The organism is Rhodoferax sp. GT1R46 (assembly GCF_056521285.1).
In genome coordinates this window covers 656,182-672,613 of record NZ_JBWMBC010000001.1, presented here as the reverse complement: position 1 = coordinate 672,613, position 16,432 = coordinate 656,182, and the positions used below count along the sequence as shown (strand labels likewise).

At 59.9% G+C, this 16,432-nt stretch carries 19 protein-coding genes; 11 read left to right on the top strand and 8 right to left on the bottom strand.

Going from position 1 to position 16,432, the window contains the following annotated elements:
• The first annotated feature begins 17 nt into the window (after nucleotides 1–17).
• Nucleotides 18–476 (top strand): RidA family protein, encoded by a 459-nt coding sequence (locus AC097W_RS03215; RefSeq protein WP_479600872.1) that lies wholly within the window; start codon nucleotides 18–20, stop codon nucleotides 474–476.
• Here AC097W_RS03215 and AC097W_RS03210 read toward each other — a convergent pair.
• A complete protein-coding gene (locus AC097W_RS03210; protein WP_479600871.1) occupies nucleotides 473–805 on the bottom strand; it encodes a sensor histidine kinase in 333 nt (110 codons plus the stop codon). The genes AC097W_RS03215 and AC097W_RS03210 overlap by 4 nt on opposite strands.
• Here AC097W_RS03210 and AC097W_RS03205 point away from each other — a divergent pair, their 5' ends adjacent.
• Complete coding sequence (locus AC097W_RS03205; RefSeq protein ID WP_479600870.1) at nucleotides 806–1,114, top strand: winged helix-turn-helix domain-containing protein; 309 nt, start codon at nucleotides 806–808, stop codon at nucleotides 1,112–1,114. It begins immediately after the preceding gene.
• On the opposite strand, the gene folK is transcribed toward AC097W_RS03205, so the two are convergent.
• Genes folK through AC097W_RS03180 form a run of 5 tightly spaced genes read right to left on the bottom strand, consistent with a single transcriptional unit; the run spans nucleotide 1,103 to nucleotide 5,708 of the window.
• Entirely contained in the window at nucleotides 1,103–1,573 is a 471-nt protein-coding gene (gene folK / locus AC097W_RS03200; protein ID WP_479600869.1) for a 2-amino-4-hydroxy-6-hydroxymethyldihydropteridine diphosphokinase, read from the bottom strand. The genes AC097W_RS03205 and folK overlap by 12 nt on opposite strands.
• A 16-nt stretch (nucleotides 1,574–1,589) precedes the next feature.
• A complete protein-coding gene (gene pcnB / locus AC097W_RS03195) occupies nucleotides 1,590–3,164 on the bottom strand; it encodes a polynucleotide adenylyltransferase PcnB (protein WP_479600868.1) in 1,575 nt (524 codons plus the stop codon).
• Nucleotides 3,165–3,217: 53 nt separating this feature from the next.
• The gene (locus AC097W_RS03190) at nucleotides 3,218–3,916 is read right to left on the bottom strand and encodes an HAD family hydrolase (RefSeq protein WP_479600867.1); all 699 of its coding nucleotides are present in this window, start codon (nucleotides 3,914–3,916) and stop codon (nucleotides 3,218–3,220) included.
• Entirely contained in the window at nucleotides 3,916–4,614 is a 699-nt protein-coding gene (hda, locus tag AC097W_RS03185) for a DnaA regulatory inactivator Hda (protein ID WP_479601288.1), read from the bottom strand. The genes AC097W_RS03190 and hda overlap by 1 nt, the downstream gene beginning before the upstream one ends.
• Nucleotides 4,615–4,616: 2 nt before the next feature.
• Nucleotides 4,617–5,708, bottom strand: coding sequence for an AI-2E family transporter (locus AC097W_RS03180; RefSeq protein WP_479600866.1), 1,092 nt, complete (start codon nucleotides 5,706–5,708; stop codon nucleotides 4,617–4,619).
• Between the two features lie 81 nt (nucleotides 5,709–5,789).
• On the opposite strand from AC097W_RS03180, the gene purM reads away from it, so the two are divergent.
• A complete protein-coding gene (gene purM, locus AC097W_RS03175) occupies nucleotides 5,790–6,833 on the top strand; it encodes a phosphoribosylformylglycinamidine cyclo-ligase (RefSeq protein ID WP_479600865.1) in 1,044 nt (347 codons plus the stop codon).
• A 212-nt stretch (nucleotides 6,834–7,045) separates the two neighbouring features.
• Here the strand turns inward: purM and AC097W_RS03170 are convergent, their stop codons facing one another.
• Nucleotides 7,046–8,281 carry a helix-turn-helix domain-containing protein gene (locus tag AC097W_RS03170; protein ID WP_479600864.1) on the bottom strand — a complete coding sequence of 412 codons (1,236 nt, stop codon included), beginning with the start codon at nucleotides 8,279–8,281 and terminating at the stop codon, nucleotides 7,046–7,048.
• 234 nt (nucleotides 8,282–8,515) lie between these two features.
• Here AC097W_RS03170 and AC097W_RS03165 point away from each other — a divergent pair, with 234 nt between their 5' ends.
• Genes AC097W_RS03165 through AC097W_RS03155 form a run of 3 tightly spaced genes read left to right on the top strand, consistent with a single transcriptional unit; the run spans nucleotide 8,516 to nucleotide 11,476 of the window.
• The gene (locus AC097W_RS03165) at nucleotides 8,516–10,183 is read left to right on the top strand and encodes a PQQ-dependent dehydrogenase, methanol/ethanol family (protein ID WP_479600863.1); all 1,668 of its coding nucleotides are present in this window, start codon (nucleotides 8,516–8,518) and stop codon (nucleotides 10,181–10,183) included.
• The gene (locus AC097W_RS03160) at nucleotides 10,183–10,542 is read left to right on the top strand and encodes a c-type cytochrome (RefSeq protein WP_479600862.1); all 360 of its coding nucleotides are present in this window, start codon (nucleotides 10,183–10,185) and stop codon (nucleotides 10,540–10,542) included. Before AC097W_RS03165 ends, AC097W_RS03160 begins: the two co-directional genes overlap by 1 nt.
• Before the next feature lies 1 nt (nucleotide 10,543).
• Nucleotides 10,544–11,476, top strand: a complete 933-nt coding sequence (locus AC097W_RS03155) for a substrate-binding periplasmic protein (protein WP_479600861.1) — start codon at nucleotides 10,544–10,546, stop codon at nucleotides 11,474–11,476.
• A 606-nt stretch (nucleotides 11,477–12,082) separates the two neighbouring features.
• Here AC097W_RS03155 and AC097W_RS03150 read toward each other — a convergent pair.
• Nucleotides 12,083–12,958 (bottom strand): alpha/beta fold hydrolase, encoded by an 876-nt coding sequence (locus tag AC097W_RS03150; RefSeq protein WP_479600860.1) that lies wholly within the window; start codon nucleotides 12,956–12,958, stop codon nucleotides 12,083–12,085.
• A gap of 158 nt (nucleotides 12,959–13,116) precedes the next feature.
• On the opposite strand from AC097W_RS03150, the gene pqqA reads away from it, so the two are divergent.
• From pqqA to pqqE, 5 genes are all read left to right on the top strand, one after another.
• A complete protein-coding gene (gene pqqA, locus AC097W_RS03145) occupies nucleotides 13,117–13,191 on the top strand; it encodes a pyrroloquinoline quinone precursor peptide PqqA (protein ID WP_479601287.1) in 75 nt (24 codons plus the stop codon).
• 112 nt (nucleotides 13,192–13,303) lie between these two features.
• Nucleotides 13,304–14,224: a pyrroloquinoline quinone biosynthesis protein PqqB gene (gene pqqB, locus AC097W_RS03140; RefSeq protein ID WP_479600859.1), complete on the top strand. Its 921-nt coding sequence runs from the start codon at nucleotides 13,304–13,306 to the stop codon at nucleotides 14,222–14,224.
• Nucleotides 14,221–14,976 carry a pyrroloquinoline-quinone synthase PqqC gene (gene pqqC / locus AC097W_RS03135; protein ID WP_479600858.1) on the top strand — a complete coding sequence of 252 codons (756 nt, stop codon included), beginning with the start codon at nucleotides 14,221–14,223 and terminating at the stop codon, nucleotides 14,974–14,976. Before pqqB ends, pqqC begins: the two co-directional genes overlap by 4 nt.
• The gene (pqqD, locus tag AC097W_RS03130) at nucleotides 14,973–15,248 is read left to right on the top strand and encodes a pyrroloquinoline quinone biosynthesis peptide chaperone PqqD (protein ID WP_479600857.1); all 276 of its coding nucleotides are present in this window, start codon (nucleotides 14,973–14,975) and stop codon (nucleotides 15,246–15,248) included. Before pqqC ends, pqqD begins: the two co-directional genes overlap by 4 nt.
• A 4-nt stretch (nucleotides 15,249–15,252) precedes the next feature.
• Nucleotides 15,253–16,389, top strand: a complete 1,137-nt coding sequence (gene pqqE, locus AC097W_RS03125) for a pyrroloquinoline quinone biosynthesis protein PqqE (RefSeq protein ID WP_479600856.1) — start codon at nucleotides 15,253–15,255, stop codon at nucleotides 16,387–16,389.
• Nucleotides 16,390–16,432 lie beyond the last annotated feature (43 nt).

Sequence of the window (16,432 nt, the reverse complement as noted above, 5' to 3'; positions counted from 1 at the left end):
CCCAACCGAGCACCACCATGAATATCTACGAAACCCTCACCAGCCTCAACATCACCCTGCCCCCTGTGGCGATTCCGGCTGCCGCCTATGTGCCCTTTGTGCAGACCGGCAATCTGGTTTTTCTGAGCGGCCACATTGCCAAGAAAGACGGCAAACCGTGGGTGGGCCAGTTGGGCAAAGACACCACCACTGAAGAAGGCAAGGCCGCGGCCCGCGCCATCGCGATCGACCTGATGGGCACGCTGCATGCCGCCGTGGGCGACCTGAACCGCGTCAAACGCATCGTCAAGCTCATGTCGCTGGTCAACTCCACTGGCGACTTCACCGAGCAGCACCTGGTTACCAACGGCGCCAGCGAATTGATTGGTCAGGTGTTTGGCGCTGAAAAAGGCGCCCATGCACGCAGCGCCTTTGGTGTGGCGCAAATTCCGATGGGTGCCTGCGTTGAAATCGAGATGATTGCCGAGCTCGCCTAAGGGGTCGCGCTGGGCCGCTCACCCTTTAAGGACGGTATGGACAACGTGAATACGGCCCCACCGTGGGCGGCCTTGCCCAGCGTTACCGTGCCACCGTGCAGTGTGACAATGCGTTGAACCAAATAAAGCCCCAGACCGGCACCTGGGCGGTTCTGGGCGGAGCGCCCCCGAAAATACTTCTGAAAAACCTTCGCCCGCTCGTCCAAGGCAATGCGCAGCAGCGATGGATCGCAAACGAACGCGTCGGGCAAATCGTGCATTGTCAGCAACACACGCCCCTGCGGGCGCTCGGCTGCCGCTAGCTCCAGCACCTGGGCCAGATCACACACTTGCTTCTGCAAGCCTCGCCGCGACAACTCACCCCGCCTGGCTTTGCACCGATTGAACTTTCAGCCCAGGACTTTACCGTTCTGAAATCACTGTTTGATGCGCAGGTTGAATCCTCCGGTAGCGCCTCGCGCGAGGCCATTGTGGCGGCGCTGGGGGAAGACTTCTTTACCTGTGATCAACGCCGCCTGGACACCCAGATGCGGCGCTTGCGGCGCAAGGTAGAAGAAGCCTGTGGCATGAATCTACCGGTCAGCACGCTACGCGGCGTGGGCTACCACTTTCATGCAGAGATCACCTTACGGGTGTAGTTTTTCAAGCGCCTGCCCTTCCACCATTGCCAACTGTTCCGAACTTACCAAACCAGGGGCAATTTCTGCCAGGGGCATCAGTACAAAGGCACGCTGCGCCATGCGGGGGTGCGGCACGGTGAGATCAGGTTTGTCGATACGGGCGTTGCCAAAAAGCAGAATATCCAGATCCAGCGTGCGTGGTGCATTGCGGTAGGGCCGCTGGCGACCGGCAAGCAGCTCAATGGACTGCAATTGCGCCAGAAGCTGCGAGGCTTTCAGGCGGGTTCGCACCTCTACGACGGCATTAATGTAGTCTGGCCCACTGGAGTCCACAGGTGCCGTGGCATACAACGAAGACTGCCGGGTGAGCATCAGGCCATCGATATCGGCAATGGCTTGAATAGCCTGCAGGATGGCGGCGCGCGCATCCCCCAGATTGGCACCCAGACCGATGTAAGCGGTGACTGGGTCGCGCATGGCATCTACGCCCGGCTCAGGAGCCGGTATCGGCTCCGCCAGAAGAACCACCCTCTGCATTTCCCGCACCGCGGGCTGCACCGGACTTCCTGCGGCGACGGCGCTTGCGGGGGGCGCCATCGTCGCCCGCAGCCTCCAGTGCAGGCGCGTCGGCGTTTTCCTGTACGACCGCAGCGGGGGATGCGGCACGCGGCGCACGCGGTGCGCGCTGGCGCTTTTGCTGCTCTTCACGCACCTGGTCTACCAGATCCTGGCGCAAGGTGTCGTCCGCCATGCTGAACTCCTGCCACCAGTCGGCCAGAGCTTCGTCCACTTCTCCGATGTCAGCGCGCAGGCGCATGAAGTCGAAAGCGGCCCGAAAACGGGCCTGCTCAACCAGGCCAAACGGTGCACTGCCCACACGCTTCTCAAAGCGGGGCTGCATGACCCAGATTTCGCGCATGTCGCCCGCCAGCTTGCCGCCGCCTGACACATCACCGATGCGGGCATGGAAAACGTCGTCAATGGCATCCATCAACGCGGGGTGCGAATGATGGCGCTGCTCGATACGGCGTGCCCAGCCATCGCGCACGTCGGCCCACAGCACGCAGGCCAGCAGGAAGCTGGGTGCGACGGGTTTGCCTTCGCCTACACGGCGGTCGGTATCTTTCAAAGCGGCGTTGACAAAGGGCTGGTCGGCACGCTCCACCACCACATCCAGCAGCGGGTAGATGCCGGTGGACATACCCAGCTTCTTGAGTTGGGCGATGGATGCCAGCGCATGACCGGTCTGCAACAGCTTGAGCATTTCGTCAAACAGGCGGCTTTGCGGCACGTCCGCCAACAACTCTTGCGACTTGATCAGGGGTGCCGATGTTTTGGCTTCCAGCTCAAAGCCCAGCGGGCTGAGCTTGGCGGAAAACCGGATCGCACGGATGATGCGCACCGGGTCTTCACGGTAGCGCGTGGCGGCATCGCCAATCATGCGGATGGTGCGGTTTTTGACGTCCTTCATGCCGTTGTGGTAGTCCACCACCACCTGCGTGGTCGGGTCGTAATACATGGCGTTGATGGTGAAGTCGCGACGAACCGCGTCTTCTTCCTGCGGGCCCCAGACGTTATCGCGCAAAACCCGGCCGGTTGAGTCCACGGCGTGCTTCATGCCAGCGAGTTCGCTCTTGCTGGTCTTCTCGTTGCCCGCCACTTGCTCGGCAGCGGCATTGTCCAGGTAAGCGCGGAAGGTCGAGACCTCGATCACCTCATGCTCACGGCCGCGGCCATAGACCACGTGCACGATGCGAAAGCGCCGTCCGATGATGAAGGCACGGCGAAACAGGCCCTTGACCTGCTCGGGGGTGGCGTTGGTGGCCACGTCAAAGTCTTTGGGACGCAGGCCGACCAGCAAATCGCGCACTGCACCGCCCACCACATAGGCTTCAAACCCCGCTTGCTGCAGGGTGCGCACCACGTTGATTGCGCGTTCGTCCACCAGATTGGGATCAATGCCGTGAATCTGGACGGGTACGTCCACCCGTTTACCAAACTGGGGCTTTTTACGGGAAAGGGTGGTGCTGGATTTTCCCAGCAATTTATCGATGAATTTTTTAATCATTTTCTCTTTTGCGGGACCGTTGTTTGCGCCGAAGCGGAAAGCCCGGATCCCAACTAGCTAAACAGGTCAAGTATGCGCCATCCGCGGGTCTGGGCCAGCGCCCGCAAGCGGTCGTCCGGATTGGTTGCAACCGGCACGGCGGCTTTCTCCAGCAGCGGCAGGTCATTCATGGAATCGGAGTAGAAAGTGATCTCCACCGACTCCCAACCCAGGCCATGTGATTGCAACCACTGCTCCACCCGGGTGACCTTGCCTTCGCGAAACGAGGGGACACCGCGAATGGCGCCCGTAAACCAGCCCGAGCCGCCGGGCGTGGTGTCACGCTCCAGCTCCACGGCAATCAGCTCGGCCACACCGAAGGCCTCGGCAATGGGACGGGTGACAAACTCGTTGGTGGCCGTCACGATGGCCACCGCATCACCGGCCTGCTGGTGTTGGCGAACCAGCTCCAGCGCCTGCGGTTGTATGGCTTTTAGCACTACAGCCCGCATGAATTCTGCGTGGGCAGCTATGGATTTGGTAGCACCCTGACGGCAAACGGCTTCGGTAGCAAAGCGCACGTAGGATCTCACATCCAGTGTTCCTGCCGTGTATTGCGCATAAAACGCATCGTTCTGCTGTTTGAAAACCTGCGGATCGGTCCAGCCCAGCGCCGTGGTGAATTCACCCCAGGCGTAGTCCGAATCGATAGGTATCAGCGTGTGGTCCAGGTCAAAAAGAGCCACTCTGGCCCCCGTGCGTGGCTTCGGCATTAGTTGTTTTCCATCATGGATTTGATCAAGGGAATGGTGATGCTTCGCTTGGTCTGCAACGCATAGCCGTCCAGCAGTTCCAGCAGTTCCATCAGGCTGCCCAGGTCGCGGCTGAAGCGGGTGAGCATGAAATCCATCACGTCATCCCCCAAGAAAACGCCGCGGGCGTCTGCGGCCTGGCGCAGCACAGCGCGCCGCTCGGGCTCACTGAGCGGCTGCAAACTGAAAATATGTCCCCAGCCCAGGCGGGACCGCAGGTCATCGCGCAGTTTGAGGTCTACCGGTGCGAAGGCGCCAGCGGCCAACACGGGCCTCTGGTGGGTCTGCGCATTCACAAACCAGTTGAAGGCAGTGTGCTGCTGCTCGGCGGTGTACAGGTGCACATCATCGAGCAGCACAGCGGCCCAGGATTCGCTGAACTCGGGCGCCGCGTGCATGGACGGATCCAGCCAGCCCACACGGGCGCCCTGCTCGCGAAGCGCTTCGCGCGCCGCCTTGAGCAGGTGGGTTTTGCCGCTGCCGGTGGGACCCCAGAGGTAGGTAGGCACGGGTGAGCGGGTTGGCAAATCCGTATTCGCACCGGACTTGGCTCCAATCCACAACTCCATGTGGCGCAACGCTGCTTCGTTGGGCCCCGCGCAAAAATTGGCCATGGTGGGGCCTGCTGACAGACCGATATCGAGTGCGATTTGTTTCATGCTCATGGGGTTTCGCCCCCGTACAGGCGGCTGGTCAGATAACCCGCTTTGACGCGGCGCATCGCCACCAGCAACACTGCGCTGACTGGCAAGGCAATCAGCACGCCGACAAATCCGAACAACTGGCCAAATGCCAGCAAGGCAAATATGACGGCCAGCGGGTGCAGCCCGATGCGCTCACCGACCAGGCGGGGCGTCAGAAAAAGACTCTCCACCACCTGCCCGGCGCCAAACACGACGGCCACCATCAGGAACGCGTGTCCGACACCCGACGTGGACGAAAACTGCAGCAAGCCGGCCAGCGTGGCCAGCACCAGACCCAAGCCGAAGCCCACGTACGGCACAAAGATGGCCAGCCCGGTGAATATGCCAATCGGCAGGGCCAGATCCAGCCCGAAGAGGGCCAGCCCCGCGCTGTAAAAAACCGCCAGAATCAACATCACCACCAACTGGCCCCGCAAATACTGCCCCAGAACGGAGTCGGCCTCCAGCACAAAACTGGTGGTCGCTGCGCGCAGGCGCGGTGGGATCAGCTGACCCAGCTGGGTCACAAAATGCGCCCAATCCATTAGCAGGTAAAACAGGGCAACCGGAATCAGGATGGCGTTGCCAATCAGGGCGAACGCCACACTGCCACCGATTTTGAGCGACGTGAGGACCGAGGCAAACGTGTCCTCCACATTGGCGTTCAGGTACTTCATGGCAAAGGCCCGTGCACTGGCACCATCCAGCGAAAGATGAATGCCCCACTGCTCCAGCCACGGCTTGAGTGCCGTGTTCACACTGTCCATCACGGTGGGCAGTTGCTCACGCATGAGCGGCAGCTCTTTGGCCAGAATCGGAACCATCAGTAAAAAAATACCCAGCACGGCCAGGATAAATAGCAACTCCACCAGGACAACGGCCAGCAAACGAGGGATACGACCGCGCCCGAGATCGTCAAGACGGTCCACCAAAGGGGTCAGGGCATAGGCCAGCACAGCGGCCACCACGAAGGGGGCCAGAACCGGGGCGAGCAGCCACAGCACACAGGTCAGCAGCGTTGCAATCAGGCTCCAGGCGACAAAACTTTTTTGGGTGGACGTGAATTGCATACAGAAACGGGAGGGCAAACCTTTAAAATCTATGCAAATTCTATCGGGCTCTGCCTGTGCAGCGGCCGCACCCCACTTCAAATGACCCAATCAAGCTCCCCCACCCCCCTGTCCTACAAAGATGCCGGCGTTGATATCGTCGCTGGTGACGCGCTGGTTGAGCGCATCAAGCCGCTCGCCAAAAAAACCATGCGCGAAGGCGTGCTGGCGGGTATTGGCGGTTTTGGCGCCCTGTTTGAAGTGCCCAAGCGCTACAAAGAGCCGGTGCTGGTAAGTGGCACCGACGGCGTGGGCACCAAGCTCAAGTTGGCGTTCGAGTGGAACATGCACGACACCGTGGGCATCGATCTGGTGGCCATGAGCGTGAACGACGTGCTGGTGCAAGGCGCCGAGCCGCTGTTCTTCCTGGACTACTTTGCCTGCGGCAAGCTGGACATCGATACCGCTGCAGCGGTTGTGGGCGGCATTGCCAAAGGCTGCGAGCTCTCCGGCTGTGCGCTGATTGGCGGCGAAACCGCCGAAATGCCCGGCATGTACCCGGCTGGCGAATACGATCTGGCCGGTTTTGCCGTCGGCGCGGTCGAGAAATCCAAAATTCTCACCGGTGCTGATGTCAAGCCCGGCGATGTGGTGCTGGGTCTGGCTTCCAGTGGCGTGCATTCCAACGGCTTTAGCCTGGTGCGCAAGTGCATTGAGCGCGCGGGCAGCAATGCCCCCGCCGCGCTGGATGGCAAACCATTCAAAGAAGCCCTGATGGAGCCCACCCGCCTCTATGTGAAAAACGTGCTGGCGGCTCTGGCCGCCCACCCGATCAAGGCGCTGGCCCACATCACCGGCGGCGGCCTGCTGGAGAACATTCCCCGCGTGTTGCCCGAAGGCATGGCCGCGCACCTGATCAAAGGAAGTTGGCCCCAGACCGAACTCTTTGCCTGGCTGCAAAACACTGCGGGCATTGACGACACCGAGATGAACCGCACCTTCAACAACGGCATCGGCATGGTGGTTGTCATTGATGCGGCCAACGCAGTGGCCTGCGCCGACATGCTCAGTGCGGCTGGCGAAACCGTGCACACCATTGGCGTGATTGCACCGATCGGCCAGGGTGCTGCGGTCGTCGTGTCCTGATTGGATCGAAAGCTGTCCACTTGCCCGCCCGAGTGGCAGACTCGTATTCCAAGAATTGGTGAAATTCCTCCTAGAGCAAATATCAACGCGATTTCTTGCGCACCGATTCAAAGCCGTCTGTGACAATCCGAAGCATATCCTCGGCGTGAACTTCTCAATCTGTGACTGAGAGTGTCGCTATCAGACAGATTTCTTCCTGAGTTAAGGTCGTTTCATTTACGCATGTGGCGGTAGACCAAGCCGCGTGACACACCTAACAAACGCGCTGTTTTCGCGACATTACCGCGGTGCGCTTTCAGAGTCTCCCCGATCAGGCGTTGTTGTGATTCCGCCAGGGATGCAGCCCCGCACGCATCGCTCTCCGGAGCCGGGCGAAGCTCTATGGAGTCCTCTGCCCGCGACAAGGGGGAAGTCAAGGGTGCAACGCTGGGCGATGCGGTTGCGTGGTTTTGCGGTGGTTGTGCGATGGCAGAAGGATCAGCCATGCGAGGGTTTTTGGCGCCGTGGGCACCTTGCATGGAAGCCTTGGCCCAGATGCCCAGACCGCTGGGCAACTTTAAATGCTGTAGCCGGCTGGTTCCACACAAACCCACAAGTGCGTGCAATTCCATGCCTAGCACGTCATTAACGTGAAGCATCGCTGCTTGTTGACAGGCGCCCAGCAAGCTGTGTCCCACCCGGTTGATCCAGATGACACGCCCATGGGTGTCCACCCCCAGCAGACCTTCCATGGGGGTATCCAGTAGGCTGAGGGAGGTCTGGAAATGCAACACCAGCAACCCGCGCGATTGTGCAACTAGCAGCCGGTTGCCGATTGTGGTGGCAAACATGCCTACCACCGCAGCGGCGTCAAAACCAAAGTCACGCGCCTCGGTGGACAGATCCAGAACCCCTGCAAGCTGGCCATTGATATCGCGAATGGGCGCAGCTGCGCAACGCAGTTCCCGAAACAGGTTGTAAAAATGTTCGCCGCCCTGCACTTGGCTGGCTTGACCGGTGTGTACGACGATGCCAGGAGCGGCGGTACCCAGGCGGTTTTCAACCAGATTTACGCCCAACCGGGCGGCTTTGTCGAGCACTGCCTGGTTGGCCTCGTCAGCGTTTTGCGAGATGTGCACGATCACGCCGCGTTCGTCCGTCAGCAAGACCCGGCAATGGGTGCCGCTCAACGAAGCCTGGAGCTGATCGAGCTCCAGTCGGGCCGCTTGCATCAGGTCTTCATTGCGGGCCAGCGCTATGCTCAAGGCGGCTCGACCCACGGGGTCCAATGCTGGCAGCTTGTCGCGCCGGTAGCCGAGCTGACGGCACCGATCCCACGACTGGATCACCGTTTCGCTCACCAACCCGGATGGTCGTATGCCTTCTTCAAAGAATTGTTCTCGTGCCAGCGCCGTGCGCTGCTCCGGCGTACGAAAGAAGAGCTGTGAGGGCAGGTTCTGGGTGTTCATGTGGCGCGGGCTGTTCGACCATTTATGAGAACGCACAGCTTGGAAAAATGGCCGCGGTGTGGCAATAGAGTAAACCCTGATTCGTTGTCGCCTTGGTTGCCCATGTGTTCCGACGCGGAACAGATGGGACCAAGGGAAAACCCCGTGGTGCGCATGGTGGGCAAATTTTTTAACATGTGCAGGTTGCCAGCCCAGGAAAAGTAACCGGCAATAACCACCACAAGGATACTAAACATGTTTATCAATCGTACCCTTCTCGGCAGCGCGGTGCTGTTGGCAGCGCTGGGCTCGGCTCAAGCGCAAAACCTCGACGATTTGAAGCGCGACGCCGCCACACCTGGCGATGTGCTCACCTACGGCATGGGCTATAACAATCAGCGCTACAGCTCGCTGAAACAAATCAACACAGGCAATGCAGCCAAGCTTCGTCCGGTCTGGGCCTACAGTCTGAACAACCCGCAAAGCCAAGAATCACAACCCATCGTCTACAAGGGCGTAATGTATGTGACGACCCACAACACCACTGTGGCAATCAACCCCGTCACCGGCAAGCAAATCTGGAAACAGGAATTTGATTTGCCGCAAGACGTTTTCAAGATGGCTTGCTGTGGCATCTTGAATCGCGGCGTCGCGATCTACGACGGAAAGCTGTTCCGCTCCACGCTGGATGCGCACGTGGTGGCCATGGATGCCAAAACGGGCAAGCAACTCTGGAAGAGCAAAGCCGCCGACTATCAAAATGGTCAGGCCATGACCAGCGCGCCGCTGATTGCCAACGGCGTCGTGCTGACCGGCATCGCCGGCGGCGAATACGGCACGCGTGGCTTCATCGATGGGTGGGATCCGGAAACGGGCAAGCAGCTCTGGCGCTTCTACACCACCGCTGCGCCCGACCAGAAAGGTGGCGACACCTGGCCGGGAGATACCCACTCGAAGGGCGGCGCCCCCACATGGCTCACCGGCGCCTACGATCCCGATCTGGATCTCGTTTATTGGGGTACCGGCAACGGTGGTCCTTGGAACCCCAATGCACGCAAGGGCGACAACCTGTACATCGCCTCGGTTGTAGCGATTCGGCCAAAGACCGGAGAGCTGGTCTGGCACTATCAGTTCAGCCCCAACGACCCGTACGATTACGACGCGACAGAAGTGGGCATGTTGGTTGACATGAAGATCGGTGGCAAAGACCGCAAAGTCTTGACCCAAGCCAACCGCAATGGCTTCATGTACGTACTGGACCGCGCCAATGGCGAACTGCTGGCGGCCAACCCGTATGTGAAAGTCAACTGGGCTGACAGCATCGATCTCAAGACCGGTCGCCCGGTACACAGCGAGATCGACAAGAAAGCGCGCGCTGGTGAAGATGTGGAAATCTTCCCGTCGGTACTGGGTGGCAAGAACTGGAGCCCCATGTCGTGGAACCCGGCGACGGGCCTGGCCTATGCCAATACCCTCAACATTAGCTGGCCCTACCAACTGGCCAAGCCTGAATACAAGAAGGGCGAGTGGTATTTGGGGGTGAACTTTCGCGGCGTGAATATGCCCAAGAACGAGCCCCACGGCTATCTGAGCGCTATCGATCCGATGACGGGCAAGAGCAAGTGGCAGATGGCTTGGCCAGGTCAGCCCAGCATGGCGGGCACGATGTCTACCGCAGGCGGACTGGTCTTCACCGGCGCCGCCACGGGCGAGTTCATGGCGGTGGATGCCAGCAACGGTAAGAAGCTCTACGAGTTCCAGACCAGCTCTGGCATCATCGGTTTGCCGGTCACCTTTGAGCAAGATGGCAAGCAGTATGTGACTGTGGTGTCTGGCTCCGGCGGTGTCTGGGCATTGGTAGGTGATGAGCGCATGTCGCAAGTTCCTGCTGGCGGATCGGTCTGGACGTTCGCCCTCGATTGATGATGCGTGGCAGACAGATTTTGGTGATGTGTGCGGCTGCCACTTCGGTGGCGGTCTACGCACAGACCAGCATCAATCCCGCAATGATGCCCGTGCCCGGTCCACAGACGCAGGAGTTGGTGGACAAAGGGCGGACCCAGTTTGAGCGCACCTGCGCGCAGTGCCATGGGCGCAACATGGTGAACTCGGGGACCACGTCGTACGATCTGCGACGTTTTCCCACTGACGAATCTGACCGGTTTTTCAACTCGGTGGCCAACGGGAAAAACAACATGCCATCTTTCAAAGACGCACTGGACCCTGGTGCGATCCAGTGGTTGTGGGCCTATGTGTCGACGCGTGGTGGCAAGGAGATGTGACATGTTGAGTCGAATTTTCAAGTTACGGTGTGTGGTGCTGGCCACTGCCTTGAGCGGCCTTGCCGGTGCTGCTTTCGCCCAGGCAGAGGCCGGGAAGCCAGCGCTGTCGGTTTGCATGAGCGAAGACAACGCGCCTCTGTCGATGGCGCGCAAAGGTCAATTGAGTGGTTTTGATGTAAAGATGGCAGAGGCCGTAGCACAGGAGCTTGGTCGCTCCTTGCGTCTGGTGCCCTTCGAATCTGAGCTGGAACAGGATGCCAATTTCGCTGTTGAGGTCAATGCGCTGCTCTCGGCGGGTGTGTGCGATCTGGTCAGTGGATTCCCCTTGTTGGCAGCCGACCTCGGTCAGCCTGGTCGTCTCAAGGCCAAGCCGCCTGACTACCCCGGTGCAAAGCGGCCGCGCGATCGAGCAGACGTAGCCTTGGGCAATTTGGTGGCCAGCCACCCTTATCAAGGCATGGCCTTGCAGTTGGTGCAACGCGAGGATGCGCCTCGGGCCAATGGCCTAGGTGAGCTGCGTGGTCAGAAGATCGGCGCCATTGCCGGGACCTTGGAGGGCACCTTGATCGCCACCTACCAAGGCGGCGCGCTGGCACCCGACATGGTGTCGATGGGCAAGCTCGATGACCGCTGGGCCGCGCTGGAGAGCGGCAAAGTCGATGCAATGTTGATGCCCAGCACCGCGTGGGATGTGTATCGGAAGCGCGCTGCCTCGCCGTTGCCTTTGCGCGCGGGGCCACCCCAAAGTTTGGGTATCAACGTGGGCTGGGTAGCGTTGGCCGGCAAGCCAGAATTGATCGAGGCGGTCAATCGCGTGGTCGCGCGCGAAGCGCCGTTACAGCAATGGGCGCAAGAGGCGGGCCTGCAGCGCCTCACCCCGACCGAGCCTGCAGTCGTGCGGGCGCTCTCGCTGGCCGCATTGCTCAAGCCTTGACGCATGCCTGGGTCAACCGGCTGGAGGGAATAGGCTTTTCAAGCCTCCTATTTTCGGGCTCGATCGGAATGGCCAGCCCGCTTTGCGGCGGGAATGGGCGTGTCTTTGCTTGACCGAGCGCCGACTCGCCAGCGACTTCCTTCGGGCCCGTCGCAGCGCGTCATTGACTTCCATATTGGATGTCTTCGAGAGTTGCTGCCGGTCTTGGCCCGCGTCTTTCGGATGTACAAGCGGGTGGTCGGCATCCGCTAGCGTTAGCGCAACACCATCGCGGAACAGTACCAGCGAACCGTCAACAGAGTGGCCGGCAAAATGCTCGAATTCACATCATTCTGGAGCGCAACAAAACGGACCGCCAGACCCGGGGCTATGCACCTGATCGAGAACCGTCAGCGGTACTGCCTCAATGGACAGACTATGTCCGCTACCGAATAGTTCTATAGCCTGACTTACTGATCCTGGTGGGTATCGCTACGTCGCCACGCGCATCGCACACTATTGCGACACCACCCATTTGCCACGTAGCAGAACCGTGCCGCCGGTGAGTGCAACAATTCTCAAAGCAAAGGGCCAAAGCAAACACGCGATGGCTGATCTGTGCGTTAACTAGCAATGCTGCGCGATGTCGTCCAGTGCTTGCACCATCGCCCTTACCATGTCCGGATGGGTGGGGTCGTGGCCTGCACCGGGCACCACCGCAAGTGTGGAGTTGGGTAGTTTTGCAGCCAATTCCATAGCGCCTTGTACAAGGCACACGCGGTCTTCAGCCCCGTGCAACATCACTGTGCGAATGTTACGCAGGGGCTCTAAACGCTCCAATAGTGGTGGATCCTGTAGCCAGCAGCCATTGCGCAGATAGTGGCTCTGGATGCGGTAGCGATAGTGCATGACAGACAACGCGTCACCGCGCAGCGGTGCAGGTGTCCCTGTGGCACCGGTTCTGGAGTGCTCCCACTCAAACCACGATTGCACGACGTGTAGCGCCAGTTCAGGGGCCAGCTCCGGCAGTTGTCGCCAGCCGTCCAGAAGCAACTGGGGGCCGCCAGCAAAAAAACCATCGATGTCCTGTGGACGGGCCAGAAAGCTGGCGCGCAGCACGAGACCCGTCACCGATGCGGGATGTGCCAGTGCGGTCGCCAGCGCGAGCGTGGCACCCCAGGAGCCGCCCACAAGGAGCCAGCGATCGATACCCAGCTGCCGACGGATGCACTCCATATCGGCCACGAGGTGTACCGTGGTGTTGTTCTGGATATCGCCTGGCGGGCCGCTTTTCCCAGCGCCCCGCTGGTCTGGACTGATAACCCTGAAGACCTTTGGGTTAATGACGCGGCGCAGTAACGCGGATGATCCCGAACCCGGACCGCCATGCAGCAAAGCTACCGGAATGCCTTGGGGGTTGCCCCACTCCTGCACATGCAAGCTATGCCCCGTATCCGTCGGTAGGGTAAAGGTGCGTAGTGGCGCTTGTTCGGGGTACAGCACAGTGGATCAATTGCAGGTTTCTACTAGGGGTTTGCCCGGACTCTGTACACAAGTGATTGCAGAGGTTGGCGATACTCAATTACTATGTTCTTTGGGAAGACAAAAATCCCCGTGTGCATCAGCCGGTGTCGCGCTCAGTTTATTCAAGGAGTTATTCTATGCAATGGCAAAAACCAGCAGCAATTAATTTCCGCTTCGGCTTTGAAATTAACTTGTACGTTTCCGCTCGCTAATCGCGGGTTAACGGCAGACGGCGTCCGGGCGAAAGTCCGGACGCCGTTCTTCTTCCCAATCCCACTCATTGTTCATTGACTGACTATCGCGTCAGCCATCACTGCACACCTTATGCGCATCACCATTCTTGGCGCCGCAGCCGGCGGCGGATTTCCCCAGTGGAATTGCAACTGCCGAAACTGCGCAGGCGTGCGCAATGGCACAGTGCGTGCCAAGAGCCGCACCCAGTCTTCCATCTTTATCCGCAATGACACGGATGCTGACGGCATCCTGTTCAATGCATCCCCCGACATTCTGGAGCAGATACGTAACAGTGCAACGCTGCAACCCGGCCGCGCGGAACGGGACACGGCCATCGCCGGCATCGTGTTGATGGATGGCCAAATCGACCACACGACAGGTCTGTTCATGTTGCGTGAACGCGCCGCACCGCTGGCTATCTGGTGCACCGATCCAGTAGAGCAGGACCTGCAGCACGGCAACCCTGTCTTTCGTGTGCTCGGTCATTTTTGTGGTGTGCAACGCGAGCGCATTGCGCTTGACGGTACGCCGTTCCAGATTCCTGGAGTGCCCGGCATCTTGCTGCGGGCCTTACCCTTGCAAAGCAAGGCGGCGCCCTATTCTCCGCACCGCGAAGCGCCGGTGGATGGCGACAACATCGGACTGTTGATCACTGACACGGCCAACAACAAGACGCTGTTTTATGCGCCGGGCCTGGGCGAAATAACACAGCCGGTCATGGATGCCATGGCCAGCGCCGACTGCGTCATGGTGGATGGCACGTTCTGGACCGACGATGAAATGATCGCACTGGGCATGAGTAAAAAAACGGCCCGCAGCATCGGGCATCTACCCCAATCGGGGCCTGGCGGCATGGTGGAGACGCTGGCCAAGCTGCCGCCGCATGTGCGCCGCATGCTGATTCACATTAACAACACCAATCCCATCCTTGACGAAGATTCCCCACAACGTGCCGAGCTCACCCGTGCCGGCATTGCGTTGTGTGAAGACTGCGTCGAGATAACCCTATGACCATGCGAGCAGAAATCATCAAGGCCAGCACCAGTGTGGCCGCTTCTGAACCCACCTGGAGCGTGGAAGAATTTGAGGCCAAGCTGCGCGAGCGCGGCCGGGCTTATCACATTCACCATCCGTTCAACATCATGCTCAATGGCGGGCGCGCCACGCCGGAGCAGATTCGGGGCTGGGTGGCGAACCGTTTTTATTACCAGATTGCCATTCCTATCAAGGACGGTGCCGTGCTATCCAATTGCCCGGACTCCGAGGTACGCCGCGGCTGGGTGCAGCGCATCCTGGACCACGATGGATTCGAGATCGCGGGCGTCAAGGATGCGGGCGGTATCGAGGCCTGGTTGCGCCTGGCACAGGCGGTTGGGCTGACCCGCGACGAGGTGGTGGACCTGCGCCATGTGGCACCGGCAGTGCGCTTTGCGGTGGATGCCTATGTCAATTTCGCGCGTCGTGCACCATGGCAAGAGGCGGTGTGTTCATCGCTGACTGAGTTGTTTGCACCTGAGATCCACAAGCAAAGGCTGGCGACCTGGCCCGAGCATTACACGTGGATTGATTCAGACGGTCTGAGCTATTTCCGCAACCGCATCAGCCAGGCGCGCCGCGATGTGGACCAGGGCCTCGCTATTACTCTGGCGCACTTCAACACCCGCGCCCTGCAGGAACGCGCACTGGAAGTATTGCAGTTCAAGCTCGACATCCTTTGGGCGTTGAACGATGCGATCGGGCTGAAGTACGGAGTGGGGTCGTGAGCGCGCTCACTCTGCATTCGGTGCCGAGGGTTTCGTCGGGCTTTCGGTTGCAGTTCGAACCTGCGCAGGAATGCCATGTGCTGCTTTATCCCGAGGGTATGGTCAAACTCAACCAGGCCGCCGGCGAAATCATGACGCGCTGCGACGGCAAGCGCAGCGTGGCCGAAGTGGTGACGGAACTTGAAAAAGCGTTTTCTACCACCGGGCTGGAGGCTGATGTGATCGGCTTCATGAATGTGGCCAAAGAACAGCTGTGGCTGTGCTGGGAGTGAGGCCATGAGCGCCATACCCCACTCGTCCGCACCCTCCCGCCCGGGCCCACCGCTGTGGTTGCTGGCCGAGCTGACCTACCGCTGCCCACTGCACTGTGTGTTTTGCTACAACCCCGTGGACTTTGCCCGCCACGAGGACGAAATTTCCACCGAAGACTGGATTCGTGTGTTGCAGCAGGGCCGTGCCCTGGGTGCGGTGCAACTGGGGTTGTCGGGCGGCGAGCCCCTCTTGCGCGATGACCTGGAGGTGATTGTGGCCGAGGCCCACCGCCTGGGCTTCTACTCCAACCTGCTCACGTCGGGCGTCGGCCTGACCGAGGAGCGCGCCGCTGCCCTCAAAGCTGCCGGGCTGGACCATGTGCAGTTGTCGTTCCAGGATTCCACGCGGGAGATGAATGATTTTTTGTCCCACACAAAAACCTTCAGTCTGAAAAACAAAGTTGGCAAGATCATCAAGGACCAGGGCTGGCCGATGGTGATGAACGTGGTGATCCACCGGCTGAACATCGACCATATTGACCGGATCATCCGCATGGCCCACGAGATGGGCGCCGAATACCTGGAATTGGCGAATACGCAGTATTACTCGTGGGCGTTTGTGAACCGCTCGCAGCTGCTGCCAACGCATGCCCAGCTCAAGCACGCGGAGAGGGTCACAGAAGAATGGCGCAACAAACTGGGCGACGCGATGAAGATTTATTTTGTGGCGCCCGACTACCACGAGGGCAAGGCCAAGAAGTGCGTCAACGGTTGGGGCAGCATGTTCATGACGATCGCGCCCGATGGCTTCGCTTTGCCCTGCCACACAGCACGCCTGTTACCCGGCCTGACTTTCCCCAACGTGAAAGAGGCCAACTTGCGCGATATCTGGTTTGATTCCGACGGATTCAACCGCTACCGCGGCACAGGCTGGATGAAGGAGCCCTGCTCCAGTTGCGCCCACAAGGAAGAAGACTTGGGCGGTTGCCGTTGCCAAGCCTACATGCTCGCGCACGACGCCGAAGCCACCGACCCGGTGTGCCGCCTGAGCCCTCTTCACCACACGGTGCAGGCCGCCGTAGCCGAAGCAGCCACCGTCAAAGCCCAGGAACACCCGCTGGTATTTCGCGATCCTGCCAACTCGCGCCGCCTGAGCACTTGACTTCACTGAACACCATAAAGCCACTACAGATAAGATCCCATCA

Bases quoted from the DNA above. Each gene is read 5' to 3' on its own strand.
- AC097W_RS03215 (WP_479600872.1), top strand. From the start codon at position 18: ATGAATATCTACGAAACCCTCACCAGCCTCAACATCACCCTGCCCCCT.
- pqqB (WP_479600859.1), top strand. From the start codon at position 13,304: ATGCGCATCACCATTCTTGGCGCCGCAGCCGGCGGCGGATTTCCCCAG.
- pqqC (WP_479600858.1), top strand. From the start codon at position 14,221: ATGACCATGCGAGCAGAAATCATCAAGGCCAGCACCAGTGTGGCCGCT.
- AC097W_RS03155 (WP_479600861.1), top strand. From the start codon at position 10,544: ATGTTGAGTCGAATTTTCAAGTTACGGTGTGTGGTGCTGGCCACTGCC.
- AC097W_RS03190 (WP_479600867.1), bottom strand. From the start codon at position 3,916: ATGCCGAAGCCACGCACGGGGGCCAGAGTGGCTCTTTTTGACCTGGAC.
- folK (WP_479600869.1), bottom strand. From the start codon at position 1,573: ATGCGCGACCCAGTCACCGCTTACATCGGTCTGGGTGCCAATCTGGGG.
- pqqE (WP_479600856.1), top strand. From the start codon at position 15,253: ATGAGCGCCATACCCCACTCGTCCGCACCCTCCCGCCCGGGCCCACCG.
- purM (WP_479600865.1), top strand. From the start codon at position 5,790: ATGACCCAATCAAGCTCCCCCACCCCCCTGTCCTACAAAGATGCCGGC.
- pcnB (WP_479600868.1), bottom strand. From the start codon at position 3,164: ATGATTAAAAAATTCATCGATAAATTGCTGGGAAAATCCAGCACCACC.
- hda (WP_479601288.1), bottom strand. From the start codon at position 4,614: ATGAAACAAATCGCACTCGATATCGGTCTGTCAGCAGGCCCCACCATG.
- AC097W_RS03180 (WP_479600866.1), bottom strand. From the start codon at position 5,708: ATGCAATTCACGTCCACCCAAAAAAGTTTTGTCGCCTGGAGCCTGATT.
- AC097W_RS03160 (WP_479600862.1), top strand. From the start codon at position 10,183: ATGATGCGTGGCAGACAGATTTTGGTGATGTGTGCGGCTGCCACTTCG.
- AC097W_RS03165 (WP_479600863.1), top strand. From the start codon at position 8,516: ATGTTTATCAATCGTACCCTTCTCGGCAGCGCGGTGCTGTTGGCAGCG.
- AC097W_RS03170 (WP_479600864.1), bottom strand. From the start codon at position 8,281: ATGAACACCCAGAACCTGCCCTCACAGCTCTTCTTTCGTACGCCGGAG.